Below are 18,415 nucleotides of genomic sequence, written 5' to 3'. Positions count from 1 at the left end.
GGAGGCAGATCAGCCTTCGAGTTCGGTCTCTTCGGTTTCGCCGGGATCGAGAATGCGCTCGGCGATCAGGCCGGAATTTTCGCGAATCGCCAATTCGATTTCAGCGGCGATCTCGGGATTATTTTTCAAAAATGTCTTGCCGTTTTCACGGCCCTGGCCAAGTCTCTGACTGTCATAAGAGAACCAGGCGCCGGATTTCTCGACAACACCGGCCTTGACGCCGAGGTCGATCAATTCGCCGACCTTGGAGATACCTGCCCCATACATGATGTCGAATTCGACCTGTTTGAAGGGCGGCGCGACCTTGTTCTTCACCACTTTCACGCGGGTCTGATTGCCGACAACCTCATCGCGTTCCTTGATCGAACCGATGCGGCGGATATCGAGCCGGACCGAAGCATAGAATTTCAACGCATTGCCGCCCGTCGTCGTCTCCGGGCTGCCGTACATGACGCCGATCTTCATGCGAATCTGATTGATGAAAATCACCATCGTTTTTGACTTGGAGATCGACGCAGTGAGCTTGCGTAGCGCCTGGCTCATCAGCCGCGCCTGCAAGCCCGGCTGGCTGTCGCCCATCTCGCCGTCGATTTCCGCGCGCGGCGTGAGGGCGGCAACCGAATCGATCACCAGCACGTCAACCGAGCCGGAGCGAACCAGAGTATCGGTAATTTCAAGCGCCTGTTCGCCCGTATCGGGCTGCGAGATCAACAGATCGTCGAGATTGACGCCAAGTTTGCGGGCATAGATCGGATCGAGCGCATGTTCGGCATCGATGAAGGCGCAGACGCCGCCGGCCTTCTGGGCCTCGGCGATGACATGCAGCGTCAGCGTCGTCTTGCCGGAAGATTCCGGGCCATAAATCTCGACGACCCGGCCGCGCGGCAGACCGCCAACGCCAAGCGCGATATCGAGCCCGAGCGACCCCGTCGAAATCGTCTCGATCTCGACCACCGGGCTCTTGCCGAGGCGCATGATCGAGCCTTTGCCAAACGCGCGCTCGATTTGAGAGACGGCGGCGTCGAGCGCCTTGGTCTTGTCCACGGATGTTCCTTCCACAAGGCGAAGATTCGCTTGGCTCATCGAATGATTCCTTCTGACACGGGCGTGCGGACAAGTGCAATGTGTTTGCGCGGCGGCGACGCTTCCGCCTGCGCCGAGAAATGTACGCTATTTGTTCCTTCTCACCAAGTTCTTTTTTTGTTCTTTCCTCCCATTTATCGACACTTCACGCCGATCGCGCTTCATAGCTGGCAAGGTGGGTCACGAAACGCCGTCCCTTGGACTCGGCGGAATCGACGAAATGCACGTCGCCGGGCGCCCGGCGCGGCGTATCGACAGTGAAGAAAACGGCGGGTGCCCCACCTTCTACCGGCTGAATCCCATGCACAATGTTGCGCAGAAAGGTCACCATCTGCCCCGCGCGAAGCCGGCGCGGCGGTTCGTCGGCAATGGCGAAATCGACCTCGCCATCGAGCAAAACGAGATGCTCGTCGCAGGTCTCGTGAAGGTGACGTGGGATCGGATGATAGAGCCGGAACAACCGCGAACTCGCAGACTCGTGGTCCGACAGGTAGGCATCGACAATCATCGACTCGGCACGATCAGGAAAGCGAGCTTTGATTTCTGCCAGATCGAAGAAATTATAAGCTTTTTCATCCATCGCGCTTTGGACTCCGGTGATGGGCGGGCTCGGAACGCCTCATATCTATGTATCCGCGCCCGACTGTTCACGGCCCTATGTGAAACTGTCGATGAGACGTTCTGCCGCCGCGACGGCGGACTGCGCCGGGCCGTCTTCCGACTGCTGGCCGGAGCCATAGATGCCCTCGATCAGCAGAAGCAGGCTGTCGCCGAGGACATCCGGCTCGCGTGCGCCCATCGCCGCGGCAAGGTCGCGTAGACGCTGGCGCACCGCTTTCTTGTGCGCTTCCGCCACCTTGCGGGCGGGATGGTCAGGCGTCGGATATTCGATCGCGGCGTTGCTGAGCCCGCAGCCACGATAGCCGCGCCCGACCGCCCGCCCCGCCAGTTCAGCGATATAGGCGAGAACCTGTTGGCGCGGGTCGGCGTAAGTCTTCCCGCGCGGGCGCTCGAACCTTTCCCAGAAATCGCGATCGTAGTCGCGCAGATAGGCGGCCGCGAGTTCGTCCTTGGAGGCAAAGCTGCGATAGAGGCTCGGCTTGGTGACGCCGGCGCGATGGACGATCTCATCCACGCCGACGGCGCGGATGCCCTCGCGATAAAATAATTCGCGGGCCGAGACGCGGATACGGTCGGCCGCGCGTGGAATGCCACCGGCTTTACGTCTCGATTTGTCCGCCTGTGCGCTCATCCGGTCCAACATGACTTGACAATGTTACCGCTCGGTACGTATTAAGCCCGACACATACCGATCAGTAACATGAATATGCGCACTCGAACAAGTTATCCCTTCGGCCAGAACTACGTCTTCGTTGTCGTCGCCGCGATCTTCCTCGCCCTGCTCGCCGCGGCGGGCCTGCGCGCGACGCCTGGTGTGTTACTGCTGCCCTGGCAAAAAGCGTTCGGCTGGAGCGCCGGCACAGTTTCGGCCGCCGCCGCCCTCGGCATTTTCCTTTATGGCCTCACAGGTCCCTTTGCCGCCGCAGCCATGCAGCAATTCGGCCTGCGCCGAACGGTGCTCGCAGCCATTGTCCTGATGGCTTTGGCGGCAGGCGTCAGCGTATTCATGAATGCGCAATGGCAGCTCTTTCTGACATGGGGCGTGCTCTCCGGCCTCGGCTCTGGCGTCGTCGCCAATGTGTTGGCCGCCACGATCGTCAACCGCTGGTTTGCGACGCATCGCGGCCTGATCATGGGCCTGCTGACAGCGAGCATGTCGACCGGAACGCTCATCTTCCTGCCTGGCCTCGCGGGCCTCGCCGCCTGGGGCGGCTGGAAGCCGGTGGTCCTGACGATCGCGGGCTGCGCCCTCGCGCTCATTCCGTTGATCGCGTTCCTCGTTCCCGAAAGTCCGGCGGCGATCGGCTTACGGCGCTACGGGGCGACCGAGGACGAGCTAGCCGCATCGGCCCCTGCGCATAATCCTTTCACTGTCGCGCTCGGCGATCTGGCGATGGCGGCACGGACACGAACCTTTTGGTTTCTGTTCGCGACATTCTTCATCTGCGGCTTCACGACCAACGGACTCGTCGGTACGCATCTCATTGCCTTCTGCGGCGACAACGGCATCGCCGAAGTCCACGCCGCCGGCCTGCTGGCGATGATGGGCATTTTCGATATTTTCGGCACGACGTTTTCAGGCTGGCTGACCGATCGCTACGATCCGCGCAAACTGCTGTTCGTTTATTACGGGCTGCGGGGTCTATCGCTGATCTATCTGCCCTATTCGAACTTCTCGTTCGTGAGCCTGTCGCTGTTCGCGGCTTTTTATGGCCTCGATTGGATCGCGACGGTGCCCCCAACCGTGCGCATCGCCAATGAAAAGTTCGGCGACAAGAACGCGCCGATCATCTTCGGCTGGGTTGTCGCCGGCCATCAGCTTGGCGCGGCGACCGCGGCTCTGCTCGCGGGGCTTATCCGTACCGCGCAAGGCAGCTATCTAGAGGCGTTCGTCATCGCCGGCGCAACCGGCCTCGCCGCGGCATTTCTGTCACTCATGATCGAAAAACAAAAGGTTGCGCCGCAGTTTGCCGGCGCTTTGGAGGCGGGCGAATAGGCCGGACGCAAATCCGATTTCCACTTGGGGGGGCGATGCTCTAAAAGCGGCCCCCGAGTCGCCCACCCGCCATCCATCCGGCCCATGTCGCCCATCATCTCCGTCAGCCATCTTTCGAAAACCTATTCCGGCGGCCGCGCGGCGCTGAAGGACGTGAGCCTTGAGATCGGCAAGGGCGAGATTTTCGCCCTGCTCGGCCCCAACGGCGCGGGCAAGACGACCCTGATCAGCATCATCTGCGGCATCGTCACGCCCACCGCCGGCACGATCACCGCGGCGGGTCACGACATCATTCGCGATTTCCGTGCCGCCCGCGCGATGATCGGCCTTGTGCCGCAGGAATTGACCATCGATTTCTTTGAGAGTGTGTGGGCGACGGTCAAGCTCAGCCGCGGCCTCTTCGGCAAGGCGCCGGACGACGCCTATCTAGAAAGTCTGCTGCGCGATCTCTCGCTCTGGGACCGCAAGGATAGCCAGGCGCGCACCCTCTCCGGCGGCATGAAGCGGCGCATGATGATCGCCAAGGCTTTGTCGCATCAGCCCGATATCCTTTTCCTCGACGAACCGACAGCCGGCGTCGATGTCGAATTGCGCCGTGGCATGTGGGATCTGGTGCGCAAACTGCGCGCTGCCGGCACGACGATCATCCTCACCACGCATTATCTCGAAGAAGCCGAGGAGATGGCCGATCGCGTCGGCGTCATCCGGCAGGGCGAGTTGATTCTCGTCGAAGACAAAAATCGGCTGATGCTGAAGCTCGGCAAGAAAAAGCTGACGCTCATGCTCGCCGCCCCGCTCGCCGCCCTGCCCGCTTCGCTGCAAGCCTATCCGCTGAGCCTTTCAGACGACGGCCGTGAGTTGACTTATACCTACAGCGAAGACGGCGGCGCCGCGCCTGTCGCGGCACTGTTTGACAGTTTGCGCACGGCTGGCGTCGAAGTCAGCGACCTGCGCACCGAGCAGAGTTCGCTCGAAGATATTTTCGTCAGCCTCATCGGAAAGACAGCATGAATTTCCAGGCGATCCGGGCGATCTACGTCTACGAGATGTCGCGCACGCGGCGCACCCTGCTGCAGAGCATCGTCTCGCCGATCCTGTCGACGGCGCTCTATTTCGTGGTCTTCGGCTCGGCGATCGGCTCGCGTATCTCGCATGTCGGCGGCGTGAGCTACGGTGCCTTCATCGTGCCGGGCCTGATCATGCTCAACCTGTTGACGCAGAGCATCAGCAACGCCTCGTTCGGCATCTATTTTCCGCGCTTCGTCGGAACGATCTACGAGATTTTGTCGGCGCCGGTCTCGGCCGTTGAGATCGTCATCGGCTACGTCGGCGCGTCAGCGTCGAAATCAATCGTTCTCGGCCTGCTGACGCTCGCCACCGCGGCCCTTTTCATCAACATCCATATCCTGCATCCGTTCTGGATGTTGGCGTTTCTGGTGCTCACCAGCGTTACATTCAGCCTGTTTGGCTTCGTTATCGGCATCTGGGCGGACAGCTTCGAAAAGCTGCAATTGATCCCGCTTCTGGTCGTGACACCGCTCACGTTTCTTGGCGGCAGTTTTTACTCGATCGATATGTTGCCGCCGTTCTGGCGCAACGTCACCTTGATCAATCCGGTGGTCTATCTCATCAGCGGGTTCCGCTGGAGCTTCTATGGCCTTTCCGACATCAACGTCGGCATCAGCCTTGGCATGACGTTGCTGTTTCTCGTGCTCTGCCTCGGCATTGTGGTCTGGATCTTCAAGACAGGCTACCGGCTGAAGTCATAGTTACTCAATTTGCAAACGCGGGCTCGACGATTTTCTTGGCTTCCGAAAGATTGCCGTCGCTGTCGTATTTGAGCACGATCAGCCAATTGTAAGTATCCTCCGGCCACACGCCGCCCGGAACGAGATCCTCGCTGTCTGCGCCGAGTTCGCGCAACAGTTTCGGCAGCTTTCCGTGATGCCAGGCAATAAGAATGGTGCGATTGGGCGTGCCGGCCGCGAGCCAATGCGCGAGCGCCTTCACCTCCTTGTCGGGAAACGGCTGCTCGATCTTGATGCCGCTGGCCTGACTGAATGGCGTGACGGTCAGGCGCGGACGCGCGCTGTTCTCGGAATCCGAGGAGGCGATGATCGTGCCGATCTTCACCGGCGCGCCGTCGATCTGCAAATGCGCAAAATAATCGGCGTAAGCCTTGGCACGCGCTTCGCCCGCGGGCGCAAGCCCGGGATTGCCTTCGCCGTCGGGCTTTTCGGCGTGGCGCACGATCAGCAACGTATCCCCGGCGAGGCCCGAGGCAACGGCTGCGTTATCATCGTCGTAGTGATGATGGTGATGATGGCGCGCAAGCGCGGGGCCGCCGCAGAGACAGAGCGCGACAGCAAAAGCGGCGAGAATTTTGAATGTCGGCATTGCAAATTTTGGCATCGACAGTTCCGTGTTCAAGCAGGTTGCCGGTGGACGGCTTCGAGATTGTTGCCATCCGGGTCGATAATGAAAGCGGCGTAATAGCCCGGCGCATAATCCGGACGCGGCCCGGGCGCTCCGTTGTCTTTGCCGCCCGCGGCAATTGCGGCGGCATAAAAGCGATCGACCGCAGCCGGGTTGGCAGCGGACAGCGCGATGTGGATGCCGACGGGCTTTGCCTCGACGGTGCCAATCCACAGTGCCGGTTTGTCGGTTCCGAACGCCGCGGCGTCTTCGAAGCTTGCGAGCTTACCGTAGCCGAGCGGCGCCAAAGCCGCCTCGTAGAAAGAGATCAAGGCGTCGAACTGGTTTGTGTGGATGCCGATATGATCGAACATGCTTGAGCCTCTGCCTAGGATTGCGCGCGAGGAAAATGTTCCACGTGCGTTTCGCCCGTGCGACCAAAATAAAGCACACGTCGCTCTGGGAAGGAGACGAGATAGCCGGCGCAGCCCGCTGCGGCGACCTTGACGCAAAAGCCTCGATAAGTATAGCCGGGCGCCAAAGCCTGAGCCTCGCGGATCGCCGCCCTGATACTCTCCACATCGAAGCGTGACGCCACGTTTTGAGCCATCTTCGCAGTTGAAAGATCGAGGCTTTCGCCATCCGGCAGATAAAACGTTCGTGTCGCGCGGCGCAGATCGACAAGATAACCGTCGAAGCCCGCGTCCGTCAGCTTTGCGACGCTTTGCGGAAACGTCATCCGGTCCGTCTCCGCGCCCTCGTGGCAGTCTTGTGCGATTGCGACTTGCTCTGCGTTCATTTGTCTGCCCCGGTCTCGCGATGCCGCCATGACGACGTCAAGACATCGGCACGATTTTAAGCCCGTGTTGCACAACGAGATTGTGCAGGATGCGCTTCAGATCGGCGCGGTCGCGGGCGTTCAGATGAGCAAAAAATTCGGCGTCGTTTTCGTCGGCGAGCGCCGCCAAGCCAGGCACAATCAGCCGCCCCTGCGCGGTTAGCGCCAGACGTTGTGCGCGCCCATCTGCGAGACTTGCGCGGCGCACCAGAAACGATTTCGCGATCAACCTGTCGGCGAGCTTGCTGATCGCGCCCCGGGTGAGCCCGAGCCGCTCCGCGACCTCGCTGGGCGCGACCGGGGCTGACTCATAAAGCTCACGCAGGACGACCCATTCAGCAACGGTCACGCCCCGGCTTTCGAGCTTGCGGGCGAAGGCGAGCGACACATGATTGGAGACAAAACGCAGCCAATAGCCAAGGTGAGCGGTGAGTTCGGATGCGGCGCGCGCCATGGCAGTCTCCCTGTCATGATGGCTTTCGCTGAAATTAGTTTCCTTGTCAATTAAAATCATTTGAACGTTCGGTTAGGCGACACCCGCCCTGTGATCGACACACACATGTTCAATTTTCGCTTGGCGGGGATGCGAAGCTTGTGAATTGATCTATCTAAAGGAACTGGGGGTGGACCCACCGTGTTAAAATCGGGATTGCCGATGCCGGTCGGTCCACAGGATCGCATCGAAGAGGGATTTCCATGCGCGCGCAGATGAGCTTTTTCCGCAACAAGAACGCTGCTCGGGGTGCCGGTCTCGCTCTTGCCGTTGGGCTTGCATCGAGTTTCTCGATGGGCGCGCGCGCATTTGAAGTCAGCGAGGCACAGAAGGAAGCCTGCACGCCGGATGCATTCCGCCTCTGCGGAGCGTATATCCCCGACAGCGACCGGGTGGCGGCCTGCATGCAGGCCAATGTCGCCAATCTGAGCCCCCCTTGCAAAGCGGTCTTTCAGCCGGTTCAGCCTGTTGCGCAAGCGGTCCCGGAGTCGCGACGTCGCGCCCGCAAGATTACGACCAGCTATGACCGCAGATATCACCACTATCGCCGGTATGACGACCAGCGGGGCACGTGGGCACGCGACTAGCACTACTTTGGCAGATTTTTGGTGGTAGCGCGTTTTTTGGATTCCCAAGAGCGGGTTTGCGTGATTCATGGGAGGTCGGCTCATGGAGGGCCGATCAATGGACGTTGACTGGCACGCGGATCTCGATCGCTGGCTTGCGCCGTTTGTCGCCGCGCTTCGGCACAAGACGAGGGCGCGGATGTGTCCAGCCTATATCGCCGGGCTGATCGGTCCAGGAGACCGCAAGAGCGTTCAGCCGATGGCGACGCGCGCTGGCGAGATCAGCTACGATCAGCTTCATCATTTCGTCGCTGCCGGAGTTTGGGACAGTGCTCCACTCCAGGCTGCTCTGCTGAAGAAGGCAGATGGCCTGGTTGGCGATGAGGCGGGGTTTCTTGTCATCGATGACACGGCGTTGCCCAAGAAGGGATGTCACTCGGTTGGCGTCGCGCCACAATATGCCTCGTCGCTCGGAAAGACTGCCAACTGCCAATCGCTCGTCTCGGTGACGTTGGCGTCGCGTGAGGTGCCGGTGATGGTGGGCCTGCGGCTCTTCCTGCCCGAGAGCTGGACAAATGATCCTGCGCGCATGGCGCGAGCCCATGTGCCGAAGGATAGACAGACTGCTTTGACAAAGCCGGAAATTGCGATCGAGGAGATCGACCGCGTCATCGCCTCCGGTGCTCGTTTCGGCTGTGTGCTTGCCGATTCAGGATACGGTTCCAGCGGGCCTTTCCGTCAGGCTTTGAGCGAGCGCGGTCTGCTGTGGGCGGTGGGTCTGTCGCGACGCCAGAACGTTTATCCCGCCGACGTTGTCCTGATCTTCCCCATCGCGAAGGCCGGAAAGCCCCGCAAATACCACGTCCCGGATCAGCCCCCGGTCGCGGCTGAAGCGGTGTTGGCCGGAGGGAAATGGCAAAGGGTCAGCTGGCGGCGGGGCACCAAAGGTCGGCTAACATGTCTCTTCGCGGCCCGGCGTGTTCGCGTTGCGGATGGCCATAAGCACCGCATGATCGATAATCGTATGCAGTGCATGCCGGGCGACGAGGTCTGGCTCGTCGGCGAACGCCGGTCGACGGGCGAGCAAAAATACTATGTGTCGAACTTACCGGCCGATGCGAGCCTCAAGATGCTCGCCGCCACGATCAAAGCCAGATGGGTCTGTGAGCAGGCGCATCAGCAGCTCAAGGAGGAGCTTGGCCTCGATCACTTCGAAGGTAGATCCTGGACTGGGTTACACCGACACGCCTTGATGACCATGATCGCCTACGCCTTCCTCCAATCTCGCCGCCTCAAAGCAGCGGGACGGAAAAAAAAGAGTCGGGGGACCACCACCACAACCGAGCGTGCCGGCCGTCAGGCAAGCCATCCTCGACCTCTTCGCACGGCCGCCACCCAGACGATGCCCCCATTGTGAGAAACTCCTCGCCGACCCAGGCAAACCTAAACTGCCAAAGTAGTGCTAATTCTTCGACGCATCCAACGTGAAAAGCTTGTCGTAGTATTTCGTCACCAGCGCAATATTGGCCGCGAACTTCGTTGGAGCGGCGGTGAGCATTTGCGCGTGTAGAGTATCAAACCGCGACCTGTGATCGCGCGGCGAGAGGGCCTTGTCGGAGAGCAAAATGGCGGCTTCCTGTTTCGTCACGGTTTGCACGCCGACATATTTTTTGCTGAGCGGATCTATGCCAGTCAAAATCCAAACGACGTTGATGGCGACAGATTCGTAATCCGCATAATCAGCAAACCCGTTCTTGCGCGCCGTCTCGTTGAGCAAGCGCATGTACCGCGGTTCCGGCACCGCAGCCGCTTTCGCGAGAATCTCATCGAACGCCGGCCTCGCAGCAAGATAGTGCGTGATTTTCTCTTCGCTGAGTTCGATTTGCCGGACAGGCTCGACCGAGCGGCCCGGCACTTTTGCGTCCGCAATTTGCGCATAACCCGCCGCCAAAGCGGCGATGAACCAGGCAAAAAGCAACCGGCGTGCAACGCTCATCTTGCCTATCCCGCAGGCGCCGCACCTTTCACCGCCTCGATCAATTGCTTGAGGGTGAAGGGCTTGGCGAGAAAGCCGAAATCTTCGCCCTCCGGCAAATTCTTCGCAAACGCATCCTCGGCATAGCCTGATACGAAAATGACCTTCGCGCGCACGCCGCGCTTACGTAATTCGCCGAACATGGTCGGTCCGTCCATCTCCGGCATGACGACGTCGGACACGATGAGATCGATCTTGGAATTCCTGTCAGCGACTTCCAAAGCTTCGGCGCCGTTGGCGGCTTCAAGCACCGTATAGCCGCGCGCCGACAAGGCGCGGGCGCCGAAGGCACGTACTGCCTCCTCATCCTCGACGAGCAGAATTGTGCCGTGTCCGGTGAGATCGGCCGCCGCCTTCTTGACCGGTTCCTTGTTGCGCACTTCATCTTCGCCCTGCGTCGGAACATAGCGTGGCAGGAGGATACGGAAGATTGTGCCGACACCGACTGTCGAGTCGCAGAACACGTAGCCGCCCGTCTGCTTGACGATGCCGTAGACCATCGCAAGGCCGAGACCGGTTCCTTTGCCAACCTCTTTGGTCGTGAAGAACGGCTCGAAAATCTTTTCGCGAACGTCGTCAGGAATTCCGGTGCCGGTGTCCGCCACTTCGATCATCACATAATCGGCGGCAGGAAGAGATTTTTCGTTGAGCTTCGCATTGTCCGCCGCGGCCAGATTGGCCGTGCGCAATTCGATCTTGCCGCCGTCTGGCATGGCGTCGCGAGCGTTGACGACGAGATTGATGATCACTTGTTCGAACTGATTGATATCGGCTTTGACGAGCCACAGATCGCGGCCATGCCGCAATTCCAGGCTGACCTTCTCGCCAACGAGGCGACGCATCATCAGCTGCAATTCCGAGAGCACATCGCCGAGCTGCAAAACCTCCGGCCGCAGCGTCTGCCGCCGCGAGAAGGCGAGCAATTGCCGCACGAGACCGGCGGCACGATTGGCGTTCTGCTTGATCTGCATAATGTCCTGAAAGGACGGATCGGTCGGCCGATGATTGGCCAGCAGCAGGTCGGAATAGCCGATGATCGCGGTCAGCACATTGTTGAAATCATGCGCGACGCCGCCGGCAAGCTGGCCGATCGCCTGCATCTTCTGCGACTGCGCAAAATTCTCCTTGAGCGTGCGCAGTTCCGTCGTATCGAGTGCATAGATCGTTGCGCCCGGCCCGTCGGCTTCGTCGGACGCGGAAAAAAGCAGGCGCGCCGAACGGTTGCCCGAAAGCTGCACGTCCACGGGGGGTATGTCGGTCTTCGATCCTGCGGCAGCGGCAATCGCGCTATCGAGCGCAGGATGATCGGTGTCCGAAATACCTCCCCGGATGCTGCGTTGCGCCGAATCCGCAGCGCGGAGGGCCTCCGGCATCAGTTTGGCGAAGGCCGTGTTGGAGCGTTTGATGCGCCCGTTGCGATCGACGATCGCCATGGCCATCGGCGCGGCGAGGAAGACACGCGCAAAACGCACTTCCGCGGCGCGCAAATCTTCCGCCGGTTCCTCGCCCGGCGCGCGATTGAAAACCAGAGTACGCGAAGCGCCGGGCAAACCATCCTGGCCGAACGCAACCCGGTGCAGCATCCGCACCGGCAGGCTCTGACCGTTGCGGCGCTTCAATTCCATGTCGAACTGATCGGTGACGACATCGCCCGGCGCCCCGGCGACACTTGCGAGCAGAACCGCGCCGCCGCCGGCGACGAAATCGTTGAGTTCCAGACCGCCGGACCCGACCTGAGCGAGATCATAGTCGAGCCATCCCGCCAGCGTCGCGTTCATGTAGGAGACGGCGCCCGACGCGTCACAGGAGAAAAAGCCCGCCGGCGCATGGTCGAGAAAATCGATCGCGTGCTGCAATTCCTGAAAGACGTTTTCGTGCCGCTCGCGCTCGCGCGTCACGTCGGCGACGCTCCAGAGCGTGGCGCGTTTGGCGCCGGAAAAATTCAGCGGCCGTACGCGCACGCGATACCAGCCAACTTCGCTGTCGCCCGTCAGCGGCGGCGCCAGCCGTAATTCCTCGGTGTTGCGTTTGCCTTCACGCGCGGCTTGCGCGAGCCGGTAAATCGATTCCGAAACATCGGACGGCCCCGAGAGCAGCCGCTCGACGGCCTTGAGCTGGCTTACATCGCGCGCACCGGAGAGCCGCATATAGGCTTCGTTGGCGTAAAGGATCTTGCCGGCATTGTCGGTGACGATGGCGCCTTCCGGCTCGCTATCGCAGATGAGACGCGTCAGATCATTGCGCGCCGCCTGCCCGGAAAATTGAAAAAAGCCGACCGCGTAGCCGAACAGCGCGAAAATTCCGATGACCGCCAGGATAGTCAAAAGGCCGATCACCATCGTGCCGGCCTGATCCTTCGGCAGAACGGAAAAGGCGGCGATCGGGCCGACAAGACAAGCCGCGAAAAGCAGTACAAGGCCCGGGCTGCCGGCACGCTCCGTGCGGTCGAAGGCAGCGGTGGTCGGCTGGTCGGTCAAACGTCACCTCATCATGCGGCGGCACGGCCGCGATTCGGCGCGCTGCCTGCGATTCGGGAGAATGGAACCCACGGTGGTTGTTTGCAATGCGCGCGATGGCCTTTTTCCCGCTCGACCCGGCGCGGGGAGAGATTGAGGCGACACTTGCGCAAAAGTCGCGTGACGTTAAGGTCGTCCGCACAGCGCCACAGGGGCGCGTTAACCATTTATTAACCTCGTCCGCGCGGCAACGTGGCGGCATGTTAGAATAATCGAATTCGGGCATTTTCGGAACCTCGGCAAACTCGCCCGGTTTGCGGAATTGGCCTAAAGCGACTGGAAGGGCCAAGCGTGCCCAAAATCGGGGATTAGACAAGCTCATGCAAGGCTTGAGTTGGCTCAGTGGAAACAAGGCTCTGGCCTATGGCGCGGCTGCCGTTGCGCTGATCGTCGCGGCGCTCCTCGTTCTGCTCGTCTTTCGCCTGGCCTTTGGCCGCCGCTTGAGGATGTCTGGCGCACGCGGCCGGCAATTGCGGCTCGGCATCGTCGATGCTTTCGATCTCGACCGCCAGCGCCAGCTCGTCATCGTGCGGCGTGACAACGTCGAACATCTCATCATGATCGGCGGCCCCAACGATATGTTGATAGAGTCGCAGATCGTCCGGGCCGAAGCGCGCGAGCCGCGCCAGCGCGACAAGGATCGCGATAAGCCACGCGAAAAAGATTTTGAGGCCGTGCAATTGCCCGCGGTGCAACCGTTGAAGCCGACGAGTGTCGAACCACAATTGCCGCTACCGCCCTTCGTCCCCGAAGCCCCTGCCGAAGAGCCGGTTACGGCACGCCAGATTCCGCCGGTCACGCCGACCATCGTCACGCCCGTCACTTCCGCACCGGTTCAATCAATAGCCCGCGCGCCGCTCGCGACACCGGTCAGCCCGCGACGGACAACGCCCCCGCTGCGACCCGACGTCAAACCGGCGCCCGCGCCATTTCCGCCAACACCTGCCGCACCGCCAGTAGCCATGGAGCCGGCTCTGCCGAGTGCTGAGGCGACGCTTCCTGCCAAGCCCGTAACCGGCCCTGCAGAAGGGGGGCAAGCCCCCTCGCAGGCTACGACGCAAGGTTTCATGCGCTGGCGCCCGAACCAAAACCCGGGACAACCGCAGTCGCGCCCAGCAGGCCCGAGTTTTACCCAGCCAATCCGGCCGCGTGACCCGAGCCCGACGACGCCCGTACCCCCCGTCGTCGAAAACAAGCCCGCGACGGACCTCGAATTCGCTCTGCCCGCCCCTGCGACGCCCAAGGACGAAGCCTCCGCCGCACCCACGCCGGGCGCCGAAGACTTGATGGTTTCGCTCGAGGAAGAGATGGCAAAGCTTCTGGGCCGGACGCCGGACAAGCCCTAGCCTCTCCGGCTATCGCCGAAGCTAGCCACCGATCCGATCTATACCGCTGAAGGCCTAATTTGCGGTGCTGGAATCGGTGCTGCTGTGATGATGATGGCGCGGCGCGCCAACATCGACCGAATCATATTTCGACGTATCGGTGTCGCTATCCGCGTCGCTGTCGTCCTCGTCCTTCACCTTCGGCATTTGGTAGCCCGGCGGCGGCTGGATCAGATATTCGCGCGGGGGCTCCGAGCCGATCCGCAACTTCGACGTATCCTCGGCATGGGTGCTGAACAGACCGCCCATATTCCAACCCTTGGTGAACTTCATGAGATCGGACGGTCCATAAAAGCAGATCGGTTTGCCGGCTGTATTGGTGCAAGACTCGCTCTCGCCGTTGCCGTTGTCCGGCTTCGCCTTGTCGGCGTCGGCCACAAAGTCCCCAACAGAATTGTTAGAGGTTGAATCGCTGGATGGCGCCGGACGCCGTGAGTCAGCCTCGGCTTTTGCGCGCGCGGTAGCGTCCGGGTCATGCGGCCAATCGGCCGGGGTCGATGTCGCCGCCTGCGGCGGGGGCAAATCCATCTTCGGCGGCACGACGAGCGCCGGCTTCGGCGTGTAATCGATCGCGCCGTCGTCGGGTCCCTCGGTCGCGGCGGCCGATTTGTGTCCCATCCCGACCCAGCCCAGCATGGAATTCCACATATCGCCATCAGCGCGCGCGGGACTTGCGGCAAGCAAAGCGGCAAGCGCAACACCACTCGTCGCGGCAACAAGGTTGCGGGTTCTACGTGAATCGAAGGGCAAGGCACATCTCCTTCGCCGCTGTCGGCAATCTCTCATAATCCCACAATTCACGGCGATTTGTTGGCAAGCCGGCCTATTCGGCCGCATCATTTGCCCGGGGCTTTTCGGTCAACCCTTCAAGTACCAGCAGACCCACCCCGATACAGATCGCCACGTCTGCGAGATTGAATACATACCAGGAAAAGCTGCCGACATGAAAGTGATAAAAATCAGCAACATACCCATAGGCCAGCCGATCGGCCGCGTTGCCGACCGCGCCGCCGATGATCAGCCCGAGGCCAAAGCCGGTCAGGATCAAGCGCGTCCGCCACAGCCATAGAATAAGACACGCGGTCGCCACCAAAGCGATGACAAGCAGCGCCCAGCGGCCGAAAGCCGAACTCGCCGTCAGCAGGGAATAGGAAATTCCCGGGTTTTTCAGAAAAATCACGTCGAAGAAGGGCGCCAGATGGATCGGCTGATGAGCCGCAATGCCATAGCCGAAAATGAGCCAAAGCTTGTTGCCCTGATCGAGGACGAATGTGGCGAGCGCGGTGAGCAGGCCGACCGCCCGGACGCGAACCAGCGATGATTGTTGACTCACCGGCAAGCTGCCATCCGCTTGCGCGCTCATGGCCAAAGTCCCGCCGAGGCGAGTTCGCGCAACGCCTGTGCATCACGCGGCGTCACATCCGGGAATTCTGCATCACTGCCAACGAGCGTCGAGATTTTCCACGAACGCGCACATTTACGGCCCGGAGCCTGCGCCGGAACGACCGCGACGCCGGCGATATCCGACAGGCGGAAAGCCTCCGCCGGCCCCTCCCCGGCTTCGACGGCAATATCCGACGTGATGCAGACCTCAGCAAAGTCGGTCCCGGTCACCGCCGCGCGCAAATCGGGATCGGCAATATAGACGGCCGGGGCGGCTTCGAGCGACGAGCCGATGCGCTTCTGTCCACGCTCAATCTCCAGCGCGCCTGTAACAACGGACCGAACGCGGCGGATTTTCTCCCATTTCGCCGCCAGTGCGTCGTCGCGCCATTCCGCCGGAATTTGCGGAAAGGCTTCAAGATGGATCGACGTTGCTTCTGGATAGCGCGACAGCCACGCCTCCTCGCAGGTGAAAGCGAGGATCGGTGCAAGCCATAAAGTGACGGCGCGGAAAATCTGCTCGATCGCGGCAAGCGACGCATGGCGTTTCAGGCTCGACGGCGGATCGCAATAGAGCGTGTCCTTGCGAATGTCGAAATAGAACGCCGAAAGGTCGGTATTCAAAAATACCGATAGCCGCGCGACGACACGCTTGTAATCAAAGCGCGCATACGCCTCGCGTATATCCGTGTCGAGTTCGGCGAGCCGATGCAGCATCAGCCGTTCAAGTTCCGGCATGTCCGTAACGGTGAGCTGCTTCGCCGCCGCGTCGTAATGCGCCAGCGAGCCGAGCATCCAGCGGATCGTGTTGCGCAGCTTGCGATACGTTTCGACGAAGGTCTTCAAAATCTCCGGGCCAATGCGCAGGTCATCGGAATAATCGGAGGCCGCGACCCAGAAGCGCAGAATGTCGGCGCCCGATTGCGCGATAACCGTCTGCGGCGCGACGACATTGCCAACGGACTTGGCCATTTTCTGGCCCTTCTCATCGAGGACGAAGCCATGCGTCAGCACCGCATCGAACGGCGCGCGGCCGCGCGTGCCGCAGCTTTCGAGCAGTGAGGATTGAAACCAGCCGCGATGCTGGTCCGACCCTTCAAGATACATCACGGCATCGCGGCCGCCGTCGCGCGTGCGCTTGATACCGGCGAGGCCAGGAAAGTCTTTCGCGTCTTCCAACGTGAAGGCATGCGTCGAGCCTGAATCGAACCAGACATCGAGGACATCGTCGATCTTGTCGAAATCGTTCGGATCGTAGTCAGGCGCAAGAAAACGTGCGGCAGCATCGGGCGCAAACCAGGCGTCGGCGCCTTCTTGCTCGAAAGCCTCTGCAATGCGTGCGTTAACCCGTGCATCGACAAGAATGTCGCTCGTCTCCTTGCGCACGAAAATCGCAATCGGCACACCCCAGGCACGCTGACGCGAGACGACCCAATCCGGGCGCCCGGCAACCATACCGGTGATCCGGTTCTCGCCTTGCGCCGGGAACCATTGCGTGCGGGCGATTTCATCGAGCGCGATCTCGCGCAGCGACGGGCCGCCGTTGCTGCCCTGCGTCTTTCCGCCGAGACCTTCGATGGGTTTATCCAGCGCAATGAACCATTGCGGCGTATTGCGGAAGATGAGCGGCTTCTTCGAGCGCCAGGAATGCGGATATTGATGCTTCAGACGGCCGCGCGCGATCAACGCGCCGGCCTCAATCAAAGCCTTGATCACCGCCTCGTTGGCATCGCCCTTGTTGCCCTTGTCGTCGATGACGCGCTTGCCGGTAAAGCCCGGCGCGTCTTTCGTCAGGAAGCCGTCGGCATCGACCGTGTAAGGAAGCCGCGTTTCGATTCCACGCACCGCCAGTTCGCGGCCGTGCGCCATCCAAATCTCGAAGTCGTCGCGGCCGTGGCCGGGGGCAGTATGGACGAAGCCCGTGCCAGTATCATCCGTGACATGATCGCCGTCGAAAAGCGGCACGTCAAAGTCATAACCTAGCAACGTGCGAGCGAGCGGATGCGCCGCGGTTATGCCAAGAAGCTCTTCCGCATAGACGGGCGTGACTTTCTCGTAAGCCTCAACCTTCGCAGCTTTCAGCACACTGTCGGCGAGCGCGTCGGCGAGGAGAAAGGTCGCCCCAATCTTCGCCCAATTGCTCTCTGGCGCGGCGGTGACGCGATAAATCCCATACGCGATCTTCGACGAATAGCTGATCGCGCGGTTCGCAGGGATGGTCCAAGGCGTCGTCGTCCAGATGACGATCTTCGCCTCGTTAAGGAGGGCGCGTTTTTGCCCGACGCTGATGCCCTCGCCAACAACGCGAACATTGCCGACAGAAGTGACCGGAAACGCTACGTAGATTGTATCGCTGACATGGTCTTCGTATTCGACTTCGGCTTCGGCCAGCGCGGTCTTTTCGACGACGCTCCACATCACTGGCTTCGAGCCGCGATAGAGCGTACCATTTTCGGCGAATTTCATGATCTCGCGGGCGATCTGCGCCTCGGCCGGAAATGTCATCGTCTCGTAGGGATGATCCCAATCGCCAATGACGCCGAGGCGCTTGAATTGCTCGCGTTGCACATCGACCCAATGCGCGGCAAAGGCGCGGCACTGGCGGCGGAATTCGATGATCGGCACCTCGTCCTTGTTCTTGCCCTTGGCGCGATATTCTTCCTCGATCTTCCATTCGATCGGCAGGCCGTGACAATCCCAGCCCGGCACGTAGTTCGAATCCTTGCCCGTCATCTGCTGCGAGCGCGTGACGAGGTCTTTCAGGATTTTATTCAGCGCATGACCGATATGGATGTTGCCATTGGCGTAAGGCGGCCCGTCGTGGAGGACGAATTTCGGCCGTCCCTGCCCGGCTTCGCGCAGGCGCCGGTACAGCTCGATCTCACGCCAACGCGCGAGCAATTCCGGCTCCTTCTGCGGCAGACCGGCGCGCATCGGGAAATCCGTCTGCGGCAGATAGAGGCTTTTTGAATAATCCGGGCCTTCGGCCTTCTTGGCCGCCCGTGTCTGTTCATTCATCTGTGCAAAGGCCTGATCGTGCGGCAGAGCCGCGGAAGACTACGCAACGCCCGGCGACGCGCTGGC

18 protein-coding genes are annotated in these 18,415 nt (G+C 61.0%); 6 read left to right on the top strand and 12 right to left on the bottom strand.

What is annotated here, in order from left to right; genetic code table 11:
• Positions 1-9: 9 nt before the first annotated feature.
• The 3 genes from recA to WDN02_RS11295 form a co-directional block, all read right to left on the bottom strand.
• The gene (recA, locus tag WDN02_RS11305; RefSeq protein WP_337293586.1) at positions 10-1,083 is read right to left on the bottom strand and encodes a recombinase RecA; all 1,074 of its coding nucleotides are present in this window, start codon (positions 1,081-1,083) and stop codon (positions 10-12) included.
• Between the two features lie 145 nt (positions 1,084-1,228).
• Positions 1,229-1,663, bottom strand: a complete 435-nt coding sequence (locus tag WDN02_RS11300; protein ID WP_337293585.1) for a cupin domain-containing protein — start codon at positions 1,661-1,663, stop codon at positions 1,229-1,231.
• A 75-nt stretch (positions 1,664-1,738) separates the two neighbouring features.
• Positions 1,739-2,335, bottom strand: coding sequence for a TetR/AcrR family transcriptional regulator (locus tag WDN02_RS11295; RefSeq protein ID WP_337293584.1), 597 nt, complete (start codon positions 2,333-2,335; stop codon positions 1,739-1,741).
• A 69-nt stretch (positions 2,336-2,404) separates the two neighbouring features.
• Here WDN02_RS11295 and WDN02_RS11290 point away from each other — a divergent pair, with 69 nt between their 5' ends.
• The 3 genes from WDN02_RS11290 (at position 2,405) to WDN02_RS11280 (ending at position 5,469) form a co-directional block, all read left to right on the top strand.
• A complete protein-coding gene (locus WDN02_RS11290; protein ID WP_337293583.1) occupies positions 2,405-3,700 on the top strand; it encodes an MFS transporter in 1,296 nt (431 codons plus the stop codon).
• Between the two features lie 84 nt (positions 3,701-3,784).
• A complete protein-coding gene (locus WDN02_RS11285; protein WP_337293582.1) occupies positions 3,785-4,711 on the top strand; it encodes an ABC transporter ATP-binding protein in 927 nt (308 codons plus the stop codon).
• Positions 4,708-5,469, top strand: coding sequence for an ABC transporter permease (locus tag WDN02_RS11280; protein WP_337293581.1), 762 nt, complete (start codon positions 4,708-4,710; stop codon positions 5,467-5,469). The genes WDN02_RS11285 and WDN02_RS11280 overlap by 4 nt, the downstream gene beginning before the upstream one ends.
• Before the next feature lie 4 nt (positions 5,470-5,473).
• Here the strand turns inward: WDN02_RS11280 and WDN02_RS11275 are convergent, their stop codons facing one another.
• Genes WDN02_RS11275 through WDN02_RS11260 form a run of 4 tightly spaced genes read right to left on the bottom strand, consistent with a single transcriptional unit; the run spans position 5,474 to position 7,407 of the window.
• A complete protein-coding gene (locus tag WDN02_RS11275; protein WP_337293580.1) occupies positions 5,474-6,112 on the bottom strand; it encodes a flagellar basal body-associated protein FliL in 639 nt (212 codons plus the stop codon).
• A 14-nt stretch (positions 6,113-6,126) separates the two neighbouring features.
• The gene (locus WDN02_RS11270) at positions 6,127-6,489 is read right to left on the bottom strand and encodes a VOC family protein (RefSeq protein WP_337293579.1); all 363 of its coding nucleotides are present in this window, start codon (positions 6,487-6,489) and stop codon (positions 6,127-6,129) included.
• A gap of 14 nt (positions 6,490-6,503) precedes the next feature.
• Positions 6,504-6,914: a DUF1398 family protein gene (locus WDN02_RS11265; RefSeq protein ID WP_337293578.1), complete on the bottom strand. Its 411-nt coding sequence runs from the start codon at positions 6,912-6,914 to the stop codon at positions 6,504-6,506.
• 37 nt (positions 6,915-6,951) lie between these two features.
• The gene (locus WDN02_RS11260; RefSeq protein ID WP_337293577.1) at positions 6,952-7,407 is read right to left on the bottom strand and encodes a MarR family transcriptional regulator; all 456 of its coding nucleotides are present in this window, start codon (positions 7,405-7,407) and stop codon (positions 6,952-6,954) included.
• Between the two features lie 242 nt (positions 7,408-7,649).
• On the opposite strand from WDN02_RS11260, the gene WDN02_RS11255 reads away from it, so the two are divergent.
• Positions 7,650-8,033, top strand: coding sequence for a hypothetical protein (locus tag WDN02_RS11255; protein WP_337293576.1), 384 nt, complete (start codon positions 7,650-7,652; stop codon positions 8,031-8,033).
• 97 nt (positions 8,034-8,130) lie between these two features.
• Positions 8,131-9,429, top strand: a complete 1,299-nt coding sequence (locus WDN02_RS11250) for an IS701 family transposase (RefSeq protein WP_337293575.1) — start codon at positions 8,131-8,133, stop codon at positions 9,427-9,429.
• A gap of 45 nt (positions 9,430-9,474) precedes the next feature.
• Here the strand turns inward: WDN02_RS11250 and WDN02_RS11245 are convergent, their stop codons facing one another.
• Together WDN02_RS11245 and WDN02_RS11240 are read right to left on the bottom strand one after the other, a co-directional pair.
• The gene (locus WDN02_RS11245) at positions 9,475-10,008 is read right to left on the bottom strand and encodes a hypothetical protein (RefSeq protein WP_337293574.1); all 534 of its coding nucleotides are present in this window, start codon (positions 10,006-10,008) and stop codon (positions 9,475-9,477) included.
• Between the two features lie 5 nt (positions 10,009-10,013).
• Entirely contained in the window at positions 10,014-12,524 is a 2,511-nt protein-coding gene (locus WDN02_RS11240; protein WP_337293573.1) for a response regulator, read from the bottom strand.
• A 359-nt stretch (positions 12,525-12,883) separates the two neighbouring features.
• On the opposite strand from WDN02_RS11240, the gene WDN02_RS11235 reads away from it, so the two are divergent.
• Positions 12,884-13,909, top strand: coding sequence for a hypothetical protein (locus tag WDN02_RS11235; RefSeq protein WP_337293572.1), 1,026 nt, complete (start codon positions 12,884-12,886; stop codon positions 13,907-13,909).
• A gap of 54 nt (positions 13,910-13,963) precedes the next feature.
• On the opposite strand, the gene WDN02_RS11230 is transcribed toward WDN02_RS11235, so the two are convergent.
• From WDN02_RS11230 to ileS, 3 genes are all read right to left on the bottom strand, one after another.
• Positions 13,964-14,698: a hypothetical protein gene (locus WDN02_RS11230; RefSeq protein WP_337293571.1), complete on the bottom strand. Its 735-nt coding sequence runs from the start codon at positions 14,696-14,698 to the stop codon at positions 13,964-13,966.
• A gap of 73 nt (positions 14,699-14,771) precedes the next feature.
• On the bottom strand, positions 14,772-15,311 hold the full coding sequence (gene lspA, locus WDN02_RS11225; protein WP_337293570.1) for a signal peptidase II: 540 nt from the start codon (positions 15,309-15,311) through the stop codon (positions 14,772-14,774).
• Positions 15,308-18,349, bottom strand: coding sequence for an isoleucine--tRNA ligase (gene ileS, locus WDN02_RS11220; RefSeq protein ID WP_337293569.1), 3,042 nt, complete (start codon positions 18,347-18,349; stop codon positions 15,308-15,310). Before ileS ends, lspA begins: the two co-directional genes overlap by 4 nt.
• Positions 18,350-18,415 lie beyond the last annotated feature (66 nt).

It is taken from the genome of Methylovirgula sp., assembly GCF_037200945.1.
In the GTDB taxonomy this organism is placed as follows: Bacteria; Pseudomonadota; Alphaproteobacteria; order Rhizobiales; family Beijerinckiaceae; genus Methylovirgula.
Note: the sequence above shows the minus strand (reverse complement) of the source record. Positions and strands in the feature narration are given on the sequence as shown.

Excerpts from the sequence above, each read along its gene's own strand:
- recA (WP_337293586.1), bottom strand. The coding sequence starts at position 1,083 with ATGAGCCAAGCGAATCTTCGCCTTGTGGAAGGAACATCCGTGGACAAG.
- WDN02_RS11300 (WP_337293585.1), bottom strand. The coding sequence starts at position 1,663 with ATGGATGAAAAAGCTTATAATTTCTTCGATCTGGCAGAAATCAAAGCT.
- WDN02_RS11295 (WP_337293584.1), bottom strand. The coding sequence starts at position 2,335 with ATGAGCGCACAGGCGGACAAATCGAGACGTAAAGCCGGTGGCATTCCA.
- WDN02_RS11290 (WP_337293583.1), top strand. The coding sequence starts at position 2,405 with ATGAATATGCGCACTCGAACAAGTTATCCCTTCGGCCAGAACTACGTC.
- WDN02_RS11285 (WP_337293582.1), top strand. The coding sequence starts at position 3,785 with ATGTCGCCCATCATCTCCGTCAGCCATCTTTCGAAAACCTATTCCGGC.
- WDN02_RS11280 (WP_337293581.1), top strand. The coding sequence starts at position 4,708 with ATGAATTTCCAGGCGATCCGGGCGATCTACGTCTACGAGATGTCGCGC.
- WDN02_RS11275 (WP_337293580.1), bottom strand. The coding sequence starts at position 6,112 with ATGCCAAAATTTGCAATGCCGACATTCAAAATTCTCGCCGCTTTTGCT.
- WDN02_RS11270 (WP_337293579.1), bottom strand. The coding sequence starts at position 6,489 with ATGTTCGATCATATCGGCATCCACACAAACCAGTTCGACGCCTTGATC.
- WDN02_RS11265 (WP_337293578.1), bottom strand. The coding sequence starts at position 6,914 with ATGAACGCAGAGCAAGTCGCAATCGCACAAGACTGCCACGAGGGCGCG.
- WDN02_RS11260 (WP_337293577.1), bottom strand. The coding sequence starts at position 7,407 with ATGGCGCGCGCCGCATCCGAACTCACCGCTCACCTTGGCTATTGGCTG.
- WDN02_RS11255 (WP_337293576.1), top strand. The coding sequence starts at position 7,650 with ATGCGCGCGCAGATGAGCTTTTTCCGCAACAAGAACGCTGCTCGGGGT.
- WDN02_RS11250 (WP_337293575.1), top strand. The coding sequence starts at position 8,131 with ATGGACGTTGACTGGCACGCGGATCTCGATCGCTGGCTTGCGCCGTTT.
- WDN02_RS11245 (WP_337293574.1), bottom strand. The coding sequence starts at position 10,008 with ATGAGCGTTGCACGCCGGTTGCTTTTTGCCTGGTTCATCGCCGCTTTG.
- WDN02_RS11235 (WP_337293572.1), top strand. The coding sequence starts at position 12,884 with ATGCAAGGCTTGAGTTGGCTCAGTGGAAACAAGGCTCTGGCCTATGGC.
- lspA (WP_337293570.1), bottom strand. The coding sequence starts at position 15,311 with ATGAGCGCGCAAGCGGATGGCAGCTTGCCGGTGAGTCAACAATCATCG.
- ileS (WP_337293569.1), bottom strand. The coding sequence starts at position 18,349 with ATGAATGAACAGACACGGGCGGCCAAGAAGGCCGAAGGCCCGGATTAT.